An 18,665-nucleotide genomic window follows, 5' to 3' on the forward strand; every position below is an offset into this window, starting at 1 on the left:
CATCTTGTCTCCATTTGTCCCCCTGGGTGCCTACCGCCTTATCAACCCGTCATGCGTTTGCGCACCGCTGCCTGCGCCGCGGCAATCCGCGCGACTGGGATGCGGAACGGCGAGCAGCTGACGTAGTCGAGTCCGATGTCCTCGCAGAACGCGATAGAAGCCGGATCGCCCCCGTGCTCGCCGCACACGCCGGTCTTCAAATCCGGACGGCGCTTGCGCCCGGCTTCGACCGCCCATTGAATCAGCTTGCCGACGCCCTCCGTGTCCAGCGTCTCAAACGGGTTGTACGGCAAGATCTCCCGATCCAGATATACGTTTAGGAATTTGCCCTCGGCGTCGTCTCGGCTGAAGGCGAACGTCATCTGCGTCAGGTCGTTCGTGCCGAAGGAGAAAAACTGAGCATCCTCCGCAATCTGATCCGCCGTCAGCGCGGCGCGCGGCACCTCGATCATCGTGCCGATGCGGTATGTGATCTCAACGCCCTCGCGCTCCATGGTACGCTTCGCGATTTCCTCCATGCGTTCGCGCAACACGCGAAGCTCCTTTGGCGATCCGATGAGCGGCAACATCACTTCCAGCTCGACGGCGATGCCTCGGCGTTTGGCCTGCGCCGCGGCCGTGATGATGGCTTCCATTTGCATGTCGTAGATCTCCGGGTACACAATACCCAGTCGAGACCCTCGGAGCCCCATCATGGGATTGGCCTCCCGCAGGTAGCGGGCTTGCCGGAGCAACTGTTCCGTCTCGGCGATCTCGTCCTGCGACGCGCCCTGCGCGCGAAGTGCCTCCAGCCTCTCTTCCAGCTCTTCCTCTCGAGGCAGGAACTCGTGCAGCGGCGGATCCAGCAGGCGTATGGTGACCGGCAGGCCGTCCATCGCTTCAAAGATAGCAGTGAAATCCGAGACCTGGAGCGGCAACAGTTTCGACAGCGCCGCTTGTCGTTCCGCCGACGTGGTCGCCAAAATCATTCGCTGCACGAGCGGGACCCGGTCTGGCGACAAGAACATGTGCTCCGTGCGGCAAAGGCCAATTCCTTCGGCGCCGAACTCTCTCGCCCGCCGCGCGTCTTCCGGCGTATCCGCATTGGCGCGGACCTTGAGGCGCCGCACTTCGTCGGCAATAGACAACAATTCCTTCAACTCGTCCGCCATTTTGGCTTCTTCCATCTGGGCCTCGCCGACGTATACCGTCCCGGTTCCGCCGTCCACCGAGATGACGTCGCCTTCCTTCAGCACGACGCCGTTCGCTTCGACCTGCCGCGCCTCGAAGTCGATATGCACGCCGTCGCAGCCACAGACCGCTGGTTTGCCAATGCCGCGCGCCACGACTGCCGCGTGACTCGTCATTCCTCCGTGCGTCGTGACGACGCCTTCTGCGGCCAACACGCCGTGGATGTCCTCGGGCGTCGTCTCGGGCCTGACAAGGACGACCTTTTCACCGCGCTGCGCCCACTCCACTGCCGTGTCCGCGTCCAGCACGATTCGCCCCACGCTCGCGCCTGGAGACGCCGGAAGACCCTTGGCGAACACCTGCAGCGCATCGGTTCCCTGGAGGCGACGGTGTAAGAGCTGGCGAAGATGTTGGGCATCGACGCGCAGGAGCGCCTCTTCCGGCTGAATGAGACCTTCGTGCAGCATGTCGATGGCGATGCGGACGGCCGCTTGCGCCGTGCGCTTCCCGCTCCGCGTCTGCAGCACGAACAGCTTGCCCCGCTCCACGGTAAATTCGACGTCCTGCATGTCCCGGAAGCGCGTCTCCAACTGCTTCGCGAGGGCCACGAGCGACTCGTACACGTGCGGCATCGTGTGGGCGAGATCGGCAATGGGTTGAGGCGTGCGGATGCCCGCAACGACGTCTTCACCCTGCGCATTCGATAGGAACTCGCCAAACAACACCGGTTCACCTGTCGACGGATGGCGGGTAAAGATGACCCCCGTGCCGCTGTCGTCACCCATGTTGCCAAACACCATGGCCTGGACGTTCACCGCCGTGCCGAGCGTCTCTGGGATGCCATGTGCCTTACGATAGACGATGGCTCGCGGGCTGTTCCAGGAGCGGAACACAGCTTCGATGGCGAGCTCCAATTGCACGTTTACGTCCTGTGGGAACGGCTGCCCGACGTGCTCGGCAAACAGTTTCAGGTACGTCGCCACGAGCTCCTTCCACGCGTCGGCCGGAAGGTCGCGATCGCGCTCGACGCCATGCTTCGCCTTGGCGGCCCTCAGCGCGTGTTCAAACGGCTCAAGGGATACATTGAACACCACGTTTGCGAACATTTGAATCAGGCGGCGGTAAGAGTCGTACGCGAACGCGGGGTCCTGCGACTGGTTCGCCAACGCCCGCACGGTCAGATCATTTAGGCCCAGATTCAAAATGGTGTCCATCATGCCCGGCATCGAGACGGGCGCGCCGGAGCGGACCGACACGAGAAGCGGCTGAAACGCATCGCCGAATCGCTTCCCGGCCGTGCGCTCGAGCCGAAGAATGGCGAGCGCCACCTCGTCCATGAGCCCCTCGGGAAACTTGCCTCCCCGCGCCCAATATTCGTTGCAAGCCTCCGTTGTGATGGTGAATCCAGGCGGGACCGGGAACCCCCATTGAACCATCTGCGCCAAATTGGCACCTTTGCCGCCCAGAAGGCTTCGATTGTTCGGATCGGCCTGATCAAAGGAATAGACCCACCGGTTCGTGAGTGCCTGCTGGCGCTCGACATCCTGCACCTGTGCCATCTTGCATCCCCCTTGTCGCGGCTTTCGTGTCGCCCATCCGGCGAAGCGCTTGCACATCGGTCGCCGTGCGCTTGCCGCGAGCTCGCCATGTGACACATCACAATTCGAAATCCCTGTATTTTGTTCATACCACAGAACCAATTATGACGCAACAATTTTCGTGAATCCATTGACGAAACCGGGATTGTGATGTCATAATTCTGTTGAAGGTGAGTCTGCGCGTACCAATCGACGGGTCGCCGCGCAGTCGGGAACACCACGCGATGGAAGCCGGTTGTAGCCAACGGAGTTACCAAGGAGGGATCGCCGATGGATCGAGAGCTCGCTCTCGAACTCGTTCGCGTCACGGAAGCGGCCGCGCTTGCCGCCAGCAAGTGGGTAGGCCGGGGTGATGCGGACGGCGCGGACGGTGCAGCCACGGAGGCGATGCGCAACATGTTCCGCACCGTCAACATCCGCGGCGTCGTGGTCATTGGCGAAGGCGAGATGGACGAAGCGCCCATGCTCGCGCAGGGGGAAGAGGTCGGGACGGGACGCGGGCCGCGCGTCGATGTGGCCGTCGATCCCATCGAAGGCACGTCTATGGTCGCCAAGATGCTGCCGAACGCCCTTTCGGTCGCGGCCATCGCCCCACGAGGACATTTGTTGAAGGCCCCGGACATGTACATGGAGAAGCTCGCGTGCGGCCCTCGCCTGCGCGGCATCCTCTCCCTCGACGACCCGCTGGAGACCACGCTGCGGAAGGCGGCCGAAGCGCTCGGCAAGCCTCTGTCGGAGCTCTCGGTGGCCATGCTCGAGCGCGATCGCCACAAAGCCCACCTCGAAGTGGCTCGGCGCTTAGGTGTGCGGATCAAGCTGCTGAACGCGGGCGATGTGCTGGGCTCTATCGCCACGGCGCTGCCTCGCGGAGGCACCGACCTGTACATCGGTTCCGGTGGTGCGCCGGAAGGCGTCCTCGCGGCGGTGGCCTTGCGCTGCTTGGGCGGCGACTTCCAAGGCCGATTGATGCCGCAGACTCCCGAGCAGCGCGAGCGCTGCCAGCAACTCGGCCTCGACGTCGCCAAGACCCTCACCCTGTCCGATCTCGCCGGCGATGACGACGCCATCTTCGCGGCGACGGGCATCACCGATGGGGATTGGCTCGAGGGCGTGCGTCGCGAAGGCGACTACCTGCACACGCATTCGGTCGTCATGCGGGTTCGCACGGGCACGGTCCGCCATGTCAATGCCACGCATTATCGGCCGCTCGAACTGCGGCTCGCGCAGACGGTGTGACCCTGTCCGAGGTCGGTGTTGATGCTTCATCCTCTCCACACGTTCCCAACTCAAAAGGCCGCCCTGAGGGCGGCCTTCCTTTTATGCGTCTTTCGAGCGTTCGCTCGCCGCGACGCCGTTCGCTTTCCCCGGGACTGCCTCGGCCCTGGCGAGCGCCTTGAGCCACGCCCCGACACCGTCTGGCCGTTCGCCCATCGCGGCGCGAACCTCAGCCGCGCGCGTCAAGCGGCGATACCCGCCCTCGGCGACCAACGGCTTGACGGAAATAGAGCGAAGGGTCTCCACCACCTCGCCGAGTTCATGCGCGCGCCGCTCCGCGTGCTCCAAGTTACGCCCCACCAGATACAGGGCCAGATCTCGCAGGTGATGATCTGGAAACGACGCGTCGAGCGAGTCAAGGACGCGATCGGCCAGCCCCATCTTCTCGGCGGCCAACAAAGCTTCCAGAAACAGCGCCTCGAGTCCCTTCAACACCGCGGAGCGGCACATCTTGAGAAGGGCGGCCCCACCCACCTCGCCGTCCAACACCTCGATCTGGCAGCCGTAGGGCGCGAAGGTCTCCTGGAACCTGTGCGCGCCGTCGCCGTCCACTACGAGGGGCACCCGATGGCCGTGCGGCTTGACTGCTGACATCACTGCGACAGCAGCGTATTGCACCGACGGACGGTTCTGCGAGATGACTTCTCCGATGGCTCGCTTGACGGCCGGCGAGCACGAGGTGAAGTCGGCGTACAGCGCCCCATCGCTCAGATGCGGAGCGGCCTGTTTCGCTACCTCGAGCGCAGCCTGCGCCGGGACCAAAGAGAAGATGACGTCAGATTCGACGGCCACTTCCGCCACCGACGCCTTGCATGAAGCGCCAAGATCCTGCGCCCTTGTCTTCCAGGTATCAGAAGGCGCGGCGTCGTACACCAACAGGTCGAGGGTGCCTCCCTGCCGAAGACCTGCCGTAATGGCGCTCGCGGCTTCTCCGAATCCGATGAACCCCAGTTTCATGCCGCTCGCCCTCCCGTTGTTCTGATACCGCACCTCAAATCCATGTCACACCGAGTTCCCGCAGCTTGTCCCGCAGTCCGTACAAATCGATGCCGAGTTCCCCAGCCGCGAGTCGCGCCCGAGTCGCTTCTTCCTTCTCGACTCGGGCGTCGGCCTGTGCCGCAACGTCCAACGCGCGCTCCCGGGGCACGCAGACCACCCCGTCCATGTCCGCGACGATCACGTCGCCCGGCCGAACGCAAACGCCCGCACACACGATGGGCACGTTCACACACCCCGGGGTTGCTTTGACGGTGCCGCGAGCCGAGATGGCGCGAGACCAGACCGGGAAGCCCATCTTCTCGAGTTCTGCCACGTCGCGTACGCCTGCCTCAATCACAAGCCCCGCCACGCCGCGCGCCTGGAGCGAGGTTGCGAGGAGTTCACCGAACATCCCGTCGGTCGACGGTGAAGTCGTGGTGACGACCAAGACGTCTCCTGGTTGGCACACCTCGACGCTGGCGTGAATCATGAGGTTGTCCCCGGGCTGGCACAGGACTGTGACGGCGGTGCCAAACGCGCGCGCGCCTCGGTAGATGGGCCGCATGTAGGGCAACATCAGCCCGTCGCGCCCCATCGCCTCGTGAAGCGTCGCGACGGAGTGGCGGCCCAGATGTTCGACGAGCGCGCGCTCCGGCCGCTCAACCTTCGTGACGATGACCGGCCTCACACGAATTCACCTCCGACAGAAGGAAACACGCGCTGATACGCCTCTGCGTAGACGATGGGTTGCCCGGAATTGCGGCCTGCCTGCACACCGCGGCGCTTCGCAAGATCCGTGTAATACGCCCAGAGATGCTCCTGGGCCTCCATGCATTCCATCGCCTGCCGCTTCTTCTCGAAGACCGGCGTGATGTCCAGCAGGAGATCGATCCGGAACTGGCACTGTTCGGGTTGATGAGGTTCGAACGAATAGAGCTGAGGGGCGCCGATGGGCGGGTATTCAGACGGATACCCGTGCGCCTGCGCGAGAATCCTTGCCTCACGGACGAGTTCGGCCGTGCGCGGATGGTCGGCATTGTAGGGATCCACGAACGTATGCGACAACAGCACATCCGGGCGATACTTGCGAAACTCCTGCACAAGCGCATCTCGCAAGTCCGGCGTCACCTCGATGGGGTAATCTCCAACGTCGAGGAAGCGGACCTCCGCGCCCAGGATGTCCGCAGCCCGCTCGGCCTCCTCGCGCCGAATGCGCTTGATTTCATCGAGCGACTTGCCCTCCTTCCACAGGCGCGCAGACTCTCCTCGCTCGCCGTACGTCAGACACAGGACGCGCACCGTCCAGCCACGATCGCTGTACAAGGCGATGGCTCCCCCAGCCCGCCACACGAAGTCGGCGGCGTGCGCGCTCACGACCATCAACGTTCCCCGATTCTGCACGTGACAACCTCTCCTTTCATCCCACACGTCTCGAATCCATCTCATGCGAAGCGCATCTCACGCCTCGCGTCCCATCAACTTGCGCGGGTTGTCTACCCACATCGTTCGCAGGGCATCGGGCGAAAAGCCGGCGTCGAGAAGGCGCGCGGTGAAGTCCACGATGCCATCGACGACGCTCGGATTGGACTTCTGACCGAGATCCGTGGAAAGGAGTGTGCGCTCTGGCCCCACGGCGCGGATGGCCTCGAAGAGCACGCCCCAATCGCACTTCTGGGTGTAAAACGTGGTGTAGCAGTGTTCGATGAAGGCGCCGAGATCGGCGAGCTTCACCTGGTCTTCAATCGACAGCGCTTCGGAAGGAAACAGCGCGTGTGTCACGATGATCTTTTGAATCCCAAGCGCCCGCGCGCGCTCCACCACGGCGAAGATTTCGTCTCGCGCCAGATGCCCGGTCGCGATTGCCATTTGATGGTGACGAGCCCGTTCAAGGCATTGGGCGAGGTCTGAACGGAAGCGGCCCTGTTCGTCCCATATCGACAGCAGCTCGAGCCCGATGCCTTCTGCCCGCACCTCCGATTGGATGCGCGCCCAAAACGGAAGGTGGGATTGGCCGCGGGCAGCCTGTCTTTCGGGGCTTTCGTTCGCCGCGTCGACGGTGGGCAGCCACACAATGCGCCCCCCGGCTCGGCCGGCGATGTCCACGGCGACCGGGTTGAACCCGCCGACGGCGTGATTGAGCACGAGGGCTCCGATCACGTCGACTTCGGGGACGACGCTGGACACCACTTTCGCTCGTTCAACCGTGGGAAAGTAGTGAGATTTGAGGGCAAATCCTGACCAACCGAGGTCTCGGAACTGGCGGGCCAACGACACGTCGTCGATGCTGCGCTCGACGAGGTCCGGCCAGACGTGCACATGCAGGTCGTAGAGGCCGCTGAGAAGCGATAGGATGTCCTCCCGTTGTCCCATGGGCTCGCGTCCTTTCTGTCAAGAAGAAATTCATGATTGTCTTACAAAATAGCCAACAATCAAAAACGCAGCGACGCCTGGGCCTTCACCCTTGCGTCAAAATCCCTGGCGCATGTTGCGGAGCGTGTCACAGACATGGCTGAGATGCACGCGCATGGCCTGCTCGGCCGCGTCCGGATCTCCCCGGCGAATCGCATCCACGATGTTTTGGTGCTCTTGCATGGACGCGGCCGATCGATTCGGCGCCAAGATGGTGCGGTATTGGTATCGAACGCTTTGCGAGTTGAGCGTGTCGAGCAGTCGCCGGGCCGTGTGGTGACGAGAGATCTCCGCGATGGTCCGGTGGAGTTGCGCGTTGCCGTCCGAGTACGCCAACAGATCGTTCCCCTCATACTGACGGCGCATCCACGCGAGAATGTCATCCAGCCGGCGCACGTCCTCGTCCGCCGCCCTTAGCGCCGCGTACCGCGCGATGAGGCACTCCAGCGCCATGCGGACCTCCAAGATCTCCACGGCTTCCTCGTGGGAGACGTGGCGAACGCGGGCACCGCGGTACCGCTCGCGTTCCACCAAGCCCTCCTGTTCCAGGCGGGCGAGGACAGTGCGAATGGTAGCTCGGCTCGCGCCCAGCCAGCGCGCGAGATCCATTTCCACGAGCCGCTGAGACGGCATGAGCGTGCCGTCGATGATGGCGTCGCGCAGCCGCCTGTAACACTCTTCTTCCGTGTAACCCTGACTTGAGACTTCCACGTAGGCCCCGCCTCCGGTCGGCTTGTCATCTGGAACAGTTATACCACAGGCGTGCCGTAATGGTGAAAGCTTTCGACCGTCTTGTTGCCCCACGCTTGACCGCGAGCGCGTTCGGCCTCCGTCCAGGTGATGGGCTGCCAGTCTGGCGCGAGGACAAGATAGCCGCCTGCGCACACCTCGATGCGGTTGCCGCCGGGCTCGTACACATACACAAAGTAAGTCTGGTTAATGGCGTGCTTGCTGGGAGCGAATTCGATGAACACGCCGTGATCGACGAACAGATCCGCGGCTCGCCAAATGCTCTCGTTCGTGTCGACGCGAAAGGCGATGTGGTGCAAGCGGCCGCGGGCCCCTGTTGCGTCCAAGGTATACACGACGTCGTACGACTTGTTCATGGCGCGGTACCAAACCCCAGGCCGCTTCCCGTTGTCCAGCCGTATCTGCTCCGTGAGTTTGAGCCCGAGCACCGATTCGACAAAGTCGCCGTCGCGCTCCGCATCCGACGACAAAAAATTGACGTGATCCAGCGTTTTCACCCCGACGCCCCGGCCCGTCAACTTCTGCGGCTGATTCTTCAGGAAAGGGCGCAGGTGGTCAGGAGGATCATAATACTTCGTCTCGTAGTACAGCTCGTACAAATGCCCATCCGGCCCGCGAAACTGGTAGCCGGGACCGTGCCCGAAGCTCCCATGCACCCATTCCCCGTCGACGCCCGCCTCCGTCAGCGCTCGAACTCGGCGCGCAAGCGCCTGCTCGCTCGTCGTGCGAAGCGCCGTATGGCCGACGCCCGCTCGATCGGATTCGGTGAGGATGAGCGAGTACATCTCGTAGTCGCCCATGCAACGCAAGTAGATGGAGCGCGCATCACGCCTCACCTCCTCCATGCCCAAGAGATCATGAAAAAAACGGTAACTCTCGTCCATCACAGGCGTGAACAGCTCAACGTGCCCAAGGTGAGCGATGTCATACACGGGCTCGGCACTCACCATCGATTCCCCCTCTCGCCGCCGGCCGAGATCGGCCGGATCATTCGGCAACATGATTGTATGACAATTTAGTCGACACTTCTATCATGGCGCACCACTTGATGCATGTCAACGCTTTCGTGTCATTTCGCCCGCGCGTGGGTGGCGCGCAGGGCGAGAGTGCCCTGCGCTCAAGACAAGCGGCCTTCGCGGCCGCCACCGCCGGCGAGGACGGACACGTCGGCCCCCGGGCGCGGCGGCCAGGCGGACAGGTCAAATGGAAAGTCCGATCCCGGGAGGACGCGATCGGCGCCGACCACGTCGATCAAACAGCGAAGCGCAGCGTCGGACCACAGCACGTTGTCGTAGAACATGCGCCGAAGATACGCCGTCGGCCTGTCCTGCAGCCGCCCTCTCACCTGCGGCCACACGTCGTATCCCTGTTCGATGCGCCCGATTTGATACGGCAGAAAGCCACCCCCGTGCGCCAATAGCACGCGGGCGCCGGGATACCGGTCGAGAAGGCCAGAGAGGACGAGGTGCGCCGCCGCGAGCGTGGTCTCCCAGGGCACGCCGACCAGGTTGGGCAGCATGAGGCGCGCCGCCCGCGGATCGGCGTGAAGCAAAGGATGCAGAAACAGCACCGCCCGGCGCGCGTCCGCGACCTCCCACACGGGCCAAAAGGCCTCGTCGCCGATGAGCGCCTCCCCGACGCCCGGGCCCACGATGGCCCCGACGAAGCCCTCGTCCATCCGGCGCTCAAGCTCCCGCGCGGCGGCCATCGGCTCCGCGAGCGGCAGCGTGGCGAGCGGGCGAAACCGATCGCGGTGCGGCGCCAGCACATCTCGCAAGGCGTCGTTGTACACCTCGGCCACCTGCGCGCCGATCTCGGCAGACAGGTGATACACGAAGAGCTGCGGCAGGGGCGACACGAGCGCCAGGCCGATGCCAGCCTGCCGATAGGCGCTCGCGAACGCCTCGAAGTCGACGAACATCCGCTTCAGCTCGAACGACCAACGCCCTTCCACCGTGAGAAACGGCTCCTTGTCCGGTGCGCGCCGCTCCAGATCCACCTGAATGCGAGGCTCTCGCTTGAGGAACTCAAGCACCTCAGCAGGCAGGAAGTGCGTGTGCACGTCCGCCGCCCGATTCGGCTCGATCACGGCATTTCACCTCGGGCCGCGTCCTGTTCCGCCTTCGACACGCCGCCAACGCCCCAGTGCGCTTTTGGCACCTCGTACAGGATGACCCGCACCGTCTCCCGCTTGGCGCCGAGCGTCTCCACCACCGCGTCGGTCAGCTTCTCCATAAGCGCCCGCTTCTGCTCCGACGAGCGCCCTTCCACCATGGTGACCTGGACCAGCGGCATCTCGATCCCCCCTCACTCGATGACGTCCAGTTCGATGACACCCATGCCCGCGAAGGCGATCTCGACGCGATCGCCCGGGTGCACGTAGATGGCCTCCGTGATGCCGCCCGTCAGGACCACCATCCCGGGCTCGATGGCCGCGCCGAAGCGCGTGAGCATGCGCACCTGTTCCACGACGGACCGCACCGGGTGGCCGAGCACCGCCGCGCCCGCGCCCGTCTGCGCGACGTCCCCGTTCAGGCGCATGACCACCCCCACTTCGTCGAGCCGAAATGCGTACGGCGAGTACGCCTGATCCGCCAGATAGAAGCGCGCGCTCGACGCGTTGTCGGCGATCACGTCCACGAGCGTGAACGAGAAGTTCTCGTATCGGCTGTCGATGACCTCAACCGCTGGCACGACGCACTCGGTCGCGAGCCAGACGTCGCGCGCGGTCACATTCGGCCCCTCCAAACGGCTGCGGAACACGAACGCGATCTCCGGCTCCACGCGCGGATGGATGAGTCCCTGCATCGACAACACCGGGCGCTCCAGTTCCATCGTGGAGAGTAGATGGCCGAAAATGGGTTCGTCGACGCCCACGGACCGCTGCTTCGCCTTGCTCGTGAGCCCCATCTTCCAGCCGACGAGCCGCGCACCCTCCGCCATGTACTTCTGCATGGTCAACCGCTGGATCTCATACGCGTCGTCCACCGTGAGGCCTTCGTAGCGGAGCGTCAGCTTCTTCAACTCCGTGGCCGCCGTCTGGTGGCGATACAACTCATCCGCGATGGACGGAAGCGACAGGGCCATCCGCGTTCGCCTCCTTGCCGTGCGCGATCTCGTACGCGACATCGACGATCATATCCTCCTGGCCACCCACCACGCGGCGCCTGCCGAGTTCCACAAGAATGTCGCGCACGTCGACCCCAAACTGCTTCGCTGCTCGCTCGGCGTGCAAGAGAAAGCTGGAATACACGCCCGCGTAGCCCAGCGTGAGCGCCGTGCGATCCGTCAGGACGGGTCGCGCCATCCGCGGGCGCACGACGTCCTCCGCGGCGTCCATGGCGGCGTACAGGTCCACGCCGGTCTCGATGCCGTATTTCTCGCACGCGGCCACAAACACCTCGAGCGGCGTGTTTCCCGCGCCTGCCCCGAGCCCCGCGAGGCTCGCGTCAATCCGGTATGCGCCCTCTTCCACGGCCGCGATAGAGTTGGCGACCGCCACGCCGAGGTTGTTGTGCGCGTGAAATCCGACCTGGACGTCGTCCGGCAGGGCCTCCCGCAGTGCGGACACCTTGCGGCGAACCTCGTCCATGAGCATCGCGCCCGCCGAATCGACAATGTACACGCAGTGCGCGCCGTAAGAGGCCATCTTCTTCGCCTCTTCCACCAGGCGCTCGGTCTCCGTCATGTGGCTCATCATGAGAAAACCGACCACATCGAGTCCCATCTTGCGCGCTTCCTCCATGTGTTCCGCGGAGATGTCCGCCTCCGTGGAATGTGTGGCGACCCGCACTCCGCGGATGCCGAGGCCGACGGCGCGCTTCAAGTCTTCGAGCGTTCCGATGCCAGGCAACAGCAGCGCGACGACCTGAGAGGTCTTCACCGCCTGACACACCGCTCCGACGTAATCCTCTTCCGACTCCTTCGAAAAACCGTACTGAATCGAGCTTCCGCCGAGCCCATCGCCGTGGGACGCCTCGATCTTGGCCACGCCCGTCCTGTCCAGCGCGCTCGCGATGGCCTTCGCATCTTCGACGCTGAACTGATGCCTCACGGCGTGCATCCCGTCGCGGAGCGTGACGTCCGTGATTTCAATCTTGTACCGATACGACACCGCGCCTCACCTCGCCTCTTCCGCCGACGCCACCTGCATCTTGTGACGCGCGTATTCTTCGCCAAACTTCACCGCCGCCGCGGTCATGATGTCGAGGTTGCCCGCGTACACCGGCAGGTAGTCGCCGAGTCCCTCGACCTCGATGGAGATGCTGACGAGATCGTCCTGGAAGATGGGCTCGCGGTTCAACCGATACCCCGGGACGAACGTCTGCACGTGGCGCACCATCTGTTCGATGGACTCGAGCACCTTCGCCTGGGTGGTCGGGCTCGCGTCCTCCATCAAGCAGTAGATGGTGTCGCGCATGAGAATGGGAGGCTCTGCCGGGTTGAGAATGATGATGGCCTTCCCTCGCTTGGCGCCTCCGATGGCCTCGAGCGCGCGCGCCGTGGTCTGGGTGAACTCGTCGATGTTCGCCCGCGTGCCAGGGCCCGCGCTCTTGCTGGCGATGGTGGCGACAATCTCCGCGTACCGCACGCCGACCACGCGGCTCACGGCGTACACCATCGGCACGGTGGCTTGGCCGCCGCAGGTGACCATGTTGACATTCGGCGAATCGAGGTGCTCCTCCAGGTTGACCGCCGCGATGACGTATGGCCCGCGCGCTGCCGGCGTCAAGTCGACCGCCTGGATGCCTGCTTCGCGCAGGAGCTTGGCATGGCGCACGTGGGCCTTCGCGCTCGTCGCGTCGAAGACGATGTCCGGGCGAACCCCCTGTTCGAGGACCGCCTTGAGGCCGTCCGCCGACGTCTCAAGCCCCATCTCGCGGGCGCGCCGCAGGCCGTCCGATTCCGGGTCGATGCCGATCATCCACCGCGGTTCGATCCACGGGCTGCGCTTCAACTTGATCATCAGATCCGTCCCGATGTTTCCGGACCCGACGATCGCGGCACTGAGCTTTTTCAATCCGAACCCTCTCCTTTCGCCCACACGAACTCCACGCTGCCCAGCGGCCCAAAGGACAGCTGGACGCGATCGCCCGGCCGAATGGGCACCGCGGCGCTGACGGCGCCGGACAACACGACGTGACCCGCGCGAAGCGGCGTGCCGAGTTCGGTCAGGGTGTTGGCGAGCCAGGCCACGGCCTTCGCCGGATGCCCCATCACCGCCGCACCCGCGCCCGTCTGAACGACCTCTCCGTTCAGCTTCAGGACGCCGCCCACCGTCTCCAGCTCCAGGCCGGCGATGGCGGTGGGCAGGTTCCCCAAGACAAAGCAACCGGCGGACGCGTTGTCGGCCACGGTGTCCACCAGCCGAATGCGCCAGTCTGCGATCCGGCTGTCAATCACCTCGATGGCGGGCACCACGGCCCGGGTCGCCGTCAAAACCCGGTGCAGATCCACGCCCGGTCCGACGAGGTCCTCTGCGAGAATGAATGCAATCTCCGGCTCGACCTTCGGTTGAATCAGCGGAAAATTGAGATCCGAGCCGCTCTCAAACCACGTCGACTGAAACAGGTGCCCAAAGTCGGGCTGATCCACGCCGAGTTGCACCTGCATCGGCTTGCTGGTGAGGCCAATTTTGTGCCCTACGACGCGATCGCCCGCGGCCACGCGCCGCTTCACGTTCACAAGCTGGATGTGGTAGGCGTCCTGCACCGAAAGGTCGGGGTGTTCATCCGTCAGAGGCGGAATGGGCGACTGCTCGCGCTCCGCGCGCCACAGCGCCTCCGCCAGGGATTCCAGCCGTTCGCTCATCTCATCCACTCCGATCACAGCTTAATGCAGACGTTCTTTAGCTCCGTGAAGAATTCGAAGCTGTGCACGCCACCTTCGCGCCCGATGCCGCTTTGCTTCATGCCGCCAAATGGCGTCCGCAGGTCGCGCAGGAACCAGGTGTTGACCCAGATCACGCCGGCCTCTAGTTCACCGGCGACGCGGTGCGCGCGCTTGAGGTTCGACGTCCACAACGTGGCGGACAGGCCGTAGTGTGTGTCGTTCGCCAGGCGAATGACCTCTTCCTCCGTGTCGAACGGCTGCACCGTCACGACCGGGCCGAACACCTCCTGCCGCGTGATCTCGCAGGTCTCGTCCACGTCGACGATGACGGTCGGCTCGTAGAAGGCGCCTCGCTTCAGATGTTCGGGGCGCTTGCCACCCACGAGTACACGACCGCCCTGCTCCACCGCGCGCCGGACGAAGCCGTCGACCCGCTCCAGGTGTTCTTCTGAGATGAGGCTGCCGACGTCCGTCTGCGGATCCAGCGGATCGCCGACCCGAAGCTTGCGTGCGCGATCGACAAGCGCGTCGACGAACCGGTCGTACAGCGGGCGCTCGACGTAGATGCGCGATCCGCAGAGGCACACCTCGCCCTGGTTGACGAAGCTCGAGCGCACGGTGGTCGCGATGGCGTCTTCGAAGTCGCAGTCCGCAAACACAATGTTGGGGTTCTTGCCGCCAAGTTCAAACGAGAGGCGCTTCAGCGTGTTCGCGGCCGACCGCATGACCGCCTTGCCCGTCGACGTCTCGCCCGTGAGCGAAATCAGGTCCACGTCCTCGTGCTCGGTGAGGAATTGACCCGCCGCATCGGGCCCGAAGCCGTGCACCACGTTCACCACGCCGTCTGGCACGCCCGCCTGCTTGCAGATCTCCGCGAGCCTGGTGGCGGTCATCGGCGTGAGCTCCGCAGGCTTGATGACGCACGTGTTGCCGGCCGCGAGGCACGGCGCCACCTTCCACGTCAACAAAAACAGGGGCAAGTTCCACGGCGAGATAAGCCCCGCCACGCCGACCGGGCGCCGGAGCGCATAGTTCAACGCGACGCCCTCCATCTCGAACGTCTCGGTCGAAAGCCCCTTCACGAAATCGGCAAAAAAGCGAAAGTTATAGGCGGAACGCGGAATGTCGAGGCTCTTCGCGAGCGAAAGAGGTTTCCCCGTGTCCGTCGTCTCGAGAAGGGCGAGTTCCTCGAGATTTTCTTCAATCAAGTTGGCAATCCGATGCAGAATCGCGGCGCGCTCCTGGGCCGTCGTGCGACTCCAGGTCCGAAAGGCCCGCCGCGCCGCGCGCACCGCCTTGTCGATCTCGGCGCGCCCTCCCTCGGCCACCGTGCCAATCCGCTCGCCTGTCGCAGGATTCAGATTATCAAACGTCCGCCCGTCTTCGGACGGCACAAAGGCTCCGTCGATGAAGTGCAGCACTTGTTCCATCCTCATCCCTCGCCATCTCGAACTATAGGTAGGACTCAACTTGCATCGCGGTACCGGATGGTCAGCACGGGATTCCCGGACCCTGACGACGGACCGTATCCGTGCAATTCACCTTCAAACTGCTTCCGGAGCACGCCGAGCAACACGGCCACGTGGCGGCCGCCGGACTCCACGCCCGCCGCGCGCACGTACGACGGCAGCATGCTCACGGCCGATGCCTTGTCACCCTTGACGAGATATTGGCAAAATTCGCGATCCAACGCCTGTTCCGTGAGATTCGGCCATTTCTCCGGGCCGCGGCCCAGGTTGTGCGCGAGCGCCCCGCTCGCCAAGAACACCACCCGCTCCGGCGACTCCAGAAACACGTCTCCCATCACTTCGCCCCAACGCATCGACTCCTCGAGCGACGCAGCCCAGCAGACCGAGAGGGCGACGACGGGCGTGGGACGCTTAAGCAAGTACCGAAGCGGAACCACGGTGCCGTAGTCCCACACGTAGGTCGGATCGTCCACCGCGACGACCTGCAGCCCGTTTCGCTGTCCCGCCTCCACCAGTCGCCTGCCGATCTCCGGGTGACCCGGATGGTCGTACGGGACGTCGCTGATGAGATCCGGGCACTCCACGGCCGTCAAAATGCCTTTGTGCCGCGGCGTGACGTCCACGTAGTGCATGAAGCTGGACATCCAGTGGCACGAAATGATCACGACGACGTCGGGCCGGATCTGGTCGATCACGTCCGCACACTTCAACATCGCCTCGACCATCGGCTTCTGAAACTCCGGAACGCGGTCCCGATGGCAGATCCTCGGCGTGTGCGGCGTGATCATGGCCAATTCCAGACTCATCTCAATCCCTCCCCGAATGAAACCGTGGGCGGCCTTGAAAGGTGCGACTGTAGGCACCCTCAGTTGCTGACCTCATCGTAGCACGTTGAAAGCGCTCGCTATACGCTCTTGTTTCTCTATGCGGAACGTGATACACCATTCCTAGAAGCGCTTACACGCCGCAAGGGAGGCGAACGCCGTGCCAAGGCAGTCAGACGCTCGCACGCTCTCGTCATTGCGCCACGCGCTGCACGCCCTGCGTTGCTTCTCTCAGGACGAACCTGAACTCGGCATCACGGAGATCTCGCGCAAACTGGGCCTCTCAAAGAGCACCGTGCATCGGATCATGGCAACGCTCGCCGAGGAAGGGTTCGTGCACCGAGACGAGGAGACGCATCGGTATCGGCTCGGACTCTCCGTGCTGAGCCTCGGCGGCATCATCATGTCCAACCTCGAAATCTGCCGAGAAGGCCAGCACCTGCTCGAGGAGTTCGTGCACCGCTTCGACGAGACCGTTCACCTCGCGGTGTTGGAGGACTTTTGCACGGTCTACGTCAGCAAACTGGAGTGCAAACATCCCGTGCAAATCGCCACCCACGTGGGCCGCCGCAACCCGCTCTACTGCACGAGTTCCGGCAAGGTCATTCTCGCTTACCAAGACGAATCGATGGTCGAAGAGGTCATTCGCCGTGGCCTGCAGCCCTTCACGCCGAACACCATCACAGATCCGAACCGCCTGCGAACCGTCCTCGCACAGATCCGCGAAGCAGGATACGCGACGAGCGTCGGCGAACTCCGACCTGGCGTCAACAGCGTCGCAGCACCGGTCCGCGATTACACGCGGCGCGTGATCGGCGCGGTCACCGCCGTGGGGCCGGCCGCTCGATTCACGGACGAGAAGATGAAATCGCTCGCCAAGACGCTCATCTCCATCAGCAAGGAGATCTCGAATCGCCTCGGCTACTATGAACGGCCGAGATCGCGCACCATCTTTCACGCGTCCCACTCGATAGGGAGGCCGACGTAATTCTCGGCGATGGTCGCGAGCCCGTGCCGCGACGACGTGATGTAATCGAGTTCTGCCAGTTGAATCTCTCGTTCAAACGGCGAGTGGTCCGGGAAACGATGCAGCATTTGCGTCATGAAGTACGAGAACCGCTCCGCCTTCCACACGCGCCGCAGGCAGATGGCGGAATATCGCCTCAGCAAGTCGTCCGATCCGTCTGCATAGTGGCGCGCGATGGCTTCCGCGAGGACACGCGCGTCGGAGACCGCGAGATTCAGCCCCTTGGCACCCGTCGGCGGCACGATGTGAGCCGAGTCGCCCGCCAAGTAGAGGCGGCCATATTGCATCGGGGCACAGACAAAACTGCGCATCTGCACAATGGACTTCTGCAGGATGGGGCCCTCGATGGGCTCCCAGCCGTCCTCCGTGGCGAGCCGTAGGCGCAACTCTTCCCAGATGCGGTCATCGGACCAGTTGCGGATGTCGTCGTCCGCGTCCACTTGCAGATACATGCGCTGGATCTCGGGAGACCGCGTGCTGACCAGTGCGAACCCTCGGTCGCTGTTGCAGTAAATGAGCTCCCGGCTCGATGGAGGCGCCTGGGTCAGGATGCCGAGCCACCCCACCGGATACGTTTTCAAAAACTCTTGGCGAGCGCTTTCAGGGATGGCCGCGCGACTAGGCCCGTGAAATCCGTCGCACCCGGCGATGAAGTCACACTCCAGCACCTCCAACGGCGCGTCGGGATCTCGCCGGAACCGGATGCGCGGCTGCTCGGTGTCGACGGCCTCGAGGGACACGTCCTGTACGGAAAAGAGGATCTTGCCCCCCTGCTCGAGCCGCGCTGCGACGAGATCTTTGATCACCTCGTGCTGCGCGTAGAGCGTCACGCACTTGCCTGTCAGCTCCTTCAAGGGCACGCGGCGCCCGCGGCCACGGAACCGGAATTCGATGCCCTCGTGCTCTTCACCGAATTCCTCCATGCGGCGGTGCACGCCGAGCTCTCGCATGAGATCGGTTGTGCCTTGTTCCAAGACGCCCGCTCGAATCGTCTGCTCGATGGCCTGGCGCGAACGCGCCTCAAGCACGACCGACTCCACGCCGCGCTGCGCGAGCAGCAGCGATAGCATCAGGCCCGCGGGCCCCGCGCCAATGATCCCGACCTGTGTGCGCACAGTTCCCCACCTCGCGTTCCTTTGATTGGAATCTTCGAAAAGCTTCCAAAACAAGTCTACCGCGAGGCTGAGTCATGAACGACCCTAATGTTCCGATATGCGGAATGGTGGACGGATCGCCCTTGGTGATCCTACCCGGTGGCAGTCCACACCGGTTTTGCGTATGTGTCTGGAACGGTTTTGCGTTCTTGCCCAATGCAAAAGCGGGAGAGCCGCGC

18 protein-coding genes are annotated in these 18,665 nt (G+C 63.8%); 2 read left to right on the forward strand and 16 right to left on the reverse strand.

Annotated features, from left to right (window positions below):
• Positions 1–41: 41 nt before the first annotated feature.
• Positions 42–2,729, reverse strand: a complete 2,688-nt coding sequence (gene ppdK / locus AC27E8_RS07055) for a pyruvate, phosphate dikinase (RefSeq protein ID WP_487098732.1) — start codon at positions 2,727–2,729, stop codon at positions 42–44.
• Positions 2,730–3,038: 309 nt separating this feature from the next.
• Between ppdK and glpX the strand changes: the two genes are divergently transcribed.
• On the forward strand, positions 3,039–4,004 hold the full coding sequence (glpX, locus tag AC27E8_RS07060; protein ID WP_014464307.1) for a class II fructose-bisphosphatase: 966 nt from the start codon (positions 3,039–3,041) through the stop codon (positions 4,002–4,004).
• A gap of 81 nt (positions 4,005–4,085) precedes the next feature.
• Here the strand turns inward: glpX and AC27E8_RS07065 are convergent, their stop codons facing one another.
• The 14 genes from AC27E8_RS07065 to AC27E8_RS07130 form a co-directional block, all read right to left on the reverse strand.
• Positions 4,086–5,000, reverse strand: a complete 915-nt coding sequence (locus tag AC27E8_RS07065; protein WP_487098731.1) for a DUF1932 domain-containing protein — start codon at positions 4,998–5,000, stop codon at positions 4,086–4,088.
• A 34-nt stretch (positions 5,001–5,034) separates the two neighbouring features.
• A complete protein-coding gene (locus AC27E8_RS07070; protein WP_487098730.1) occupies positions 5,035–5,709 on the reverse strand; it encodes a 4-carboxy-4-hydroxy-2-oxoadipate aldolase/oxaloacetate decarboxylase in 675 nt (224 codons plus the stop codon).
• Positions 5,706–6,422, reverse strand: a complete 717-nt coding sequence (locus AC27E8_RS07075; RefSeq protein WP_041695149.1) for a PIG-L deacetylase family protein — start codon at positions 6,420–6,422, stop codon at positions 5,706–5,708. Before AC27E8_RS07075 ends, AC27E8_RS07070 begins: the two co-directional genes overlap by 4 nt.
• Before the next feature lie 57 nt (positions 6,423–6,479).
• A complete protein-coding gene (locus AC27E8_RS07080) occupies positions 6,480–7,391 on the reverse strand; it encodes a DUF6282 family protein (protein ID WP_487098729.1) in 912 nt (303 codons plus the stop codon).
• Positions 7,392–7,487: 96 nt separating this feature from the next.
• Positions 7,488–8,141, reverse strand: coding sequence for a GntR family transcriptional regulator (locus tag AC27E8_RS07085; protein WP_487098728.1), 654 nt, complete (start codon positions 8,139–8,141; stop codon positions 7,488–7,490).
• 38 nt (positions 8,142–8,179) lie between these two features.
• Positions 8,180–9,130, reverse strand: a complete 951-nt coding sequence (locus AC27E8_RS07090; RefSeq protein WP_487098727.1) for a VOC family protein — start codon at positions 9,128–9,130, stop codon at positions 8,180–8,182.
• Between the two features lie 167 nt (positions 9,131–9,297).
• Complete coding sequence (locus AC27E8_RS07095) at positions 9,298–10,269, reverse strand: amidohydrolase family protein (protein ID WP_487098726.1); 972 nt, start codon at positions 10,267–10,269, stop codon at positions 9,298–9,300.
• On the reverse strand, positions 10,266–10,475 hold the full coding sequence (locus AC27E8_RS07100) for a 4-oxalocrotonate tautomerase (RefSeq protein WP_487098725.1): 210 nt from the start codon (positions 10,473–10,475) through the stop codon (positions 10,266–10,268). The genes AC27E8_RS07095 and AC27E8_RS07100 overlap by 4 nt, the downstream gene beginning before the upstream one ends.
• A 12-nt stretch (positions 10,476–10,487) precedes the next feature.
• Complete coding sequence (locus tag AC27E8_RS07105) at positions 10,488–11,267, reverse strand: 2-keto-4-pentenoate hydratase (protein WP_014464317.1); 780 nt, start codon at positions 11,265–11,267, stop codon at positions 10,488–10,490.
• The gene (dmpG, locus tag AC27E8_RS07110) at positions 11,236–12,294 is read right to left on the reverse strand and encodes a 4-hydroxy-2-oxovalerate aldolase (RefSeq protein WP_487098724.1); all 1,059 of its coding nucleotides are present in this window, start codon (positions 12,292–12,294) and stop codon (positions 11,236–11,238) included. Before dmpG ends, AC27E8_RS07105 begins: the two co-directional genes overlap by 32 nt.
• A 6-nt stretch (positions 12,295–12,300) precedes the next feature.
• The gene (locus AC27E8_RS07115) at positions 12,301–13,200 is read right to left on the reverse strand and encodes an acetaldehyde dehydrogenase (acetylating) (protein ID WP_012810938.1); all 900 of its coding nucleotides are present in this window, start codon (positions 13,198–13,200) and stop codon (positions 12,301–12,303) included.
• Positions 13,197–13,991 (reverse strand): 2-keto-4-pentenoate hydratase, encoded by a 795-nt coding sequence (locus tag AC27E8_RS07120; protein ID WP_487098723.1) that lies wholly within the window; start codon positions 13,989–13,991, stop codon positions 13,197–13,199. The genes AC27E8_RS07115 and AC27E8_RS07120 overlap by 4 nt, the downstream gene beginning before the upstream one ends.
• 14 nt (positions 13,992–14,005) lie before the next feature.
• Positions 14,006–15,442: an aldehyde dehydrogenase gene (locus tag AC27E8_RS07125; RefSeq protein ID WP_487098722.1), complete on the reverse strand. Its 1,437-nt coding sequence runs from the start codon at positions 15,440–15,442 to the stop codon at positions 14,006–14,008.
• A gap of 35 nt (positions 15,443–15,477) precedes the next feature.
• Complete coding sequence (locus AC27E8_RS07130) at positions 15,478–16,287, reverse strand: DODA-type extradiol aromatic ring-opening family dioxygenase (RefSeq protein ID WP_487098721.1); 810 nt, start codon at positions 16,285–16,287, stop codon at positions 15,478–15,480.
• A 178-nt stretch (positions 16,288–16,465) separates the two neighbouring features.
• Here AC27E8_RS07130 and AC27E8_RS07135 point away from each other — a divergent pair, with 178 nt between their 5' ends.
• Positions 16,466–17,293 (forward strand): IclR family transcriptional regulator, encoded by an 828-nt coding sequence (locus tag AC27E8_RS07135; protein WP_487098720.1) that lies wholly within the window; start codon positions 16,466–16,468, stop codon positions 17,291–17,293.
• Here AC27E8_RS07135 and AC27E8_RS07140 read toward each other — a convergent pair.
• On the reverse strand, positions 17,260–18,447 hold the full coding sequence (locus tag AC27E8_RS07140) for a 4-hydroxybenzoate 3-monooxygenase (RefSeq protein WP_487098719.1): 1,188 nt from the start codon (positions 18,445–18,447) through the stop codon (positions 17,260–17,262). The two genes, AC27E8_RS07135 and AC27E8_RS07140, sit on opposite strands and share 34 nt — an antisense overlap.
• Positions 18,448–18,665 lie beyond the last annotated feature (218 nt).

The organism is Alicyclobacillus sp. CIJ1, from assembly GCF_057538885.1.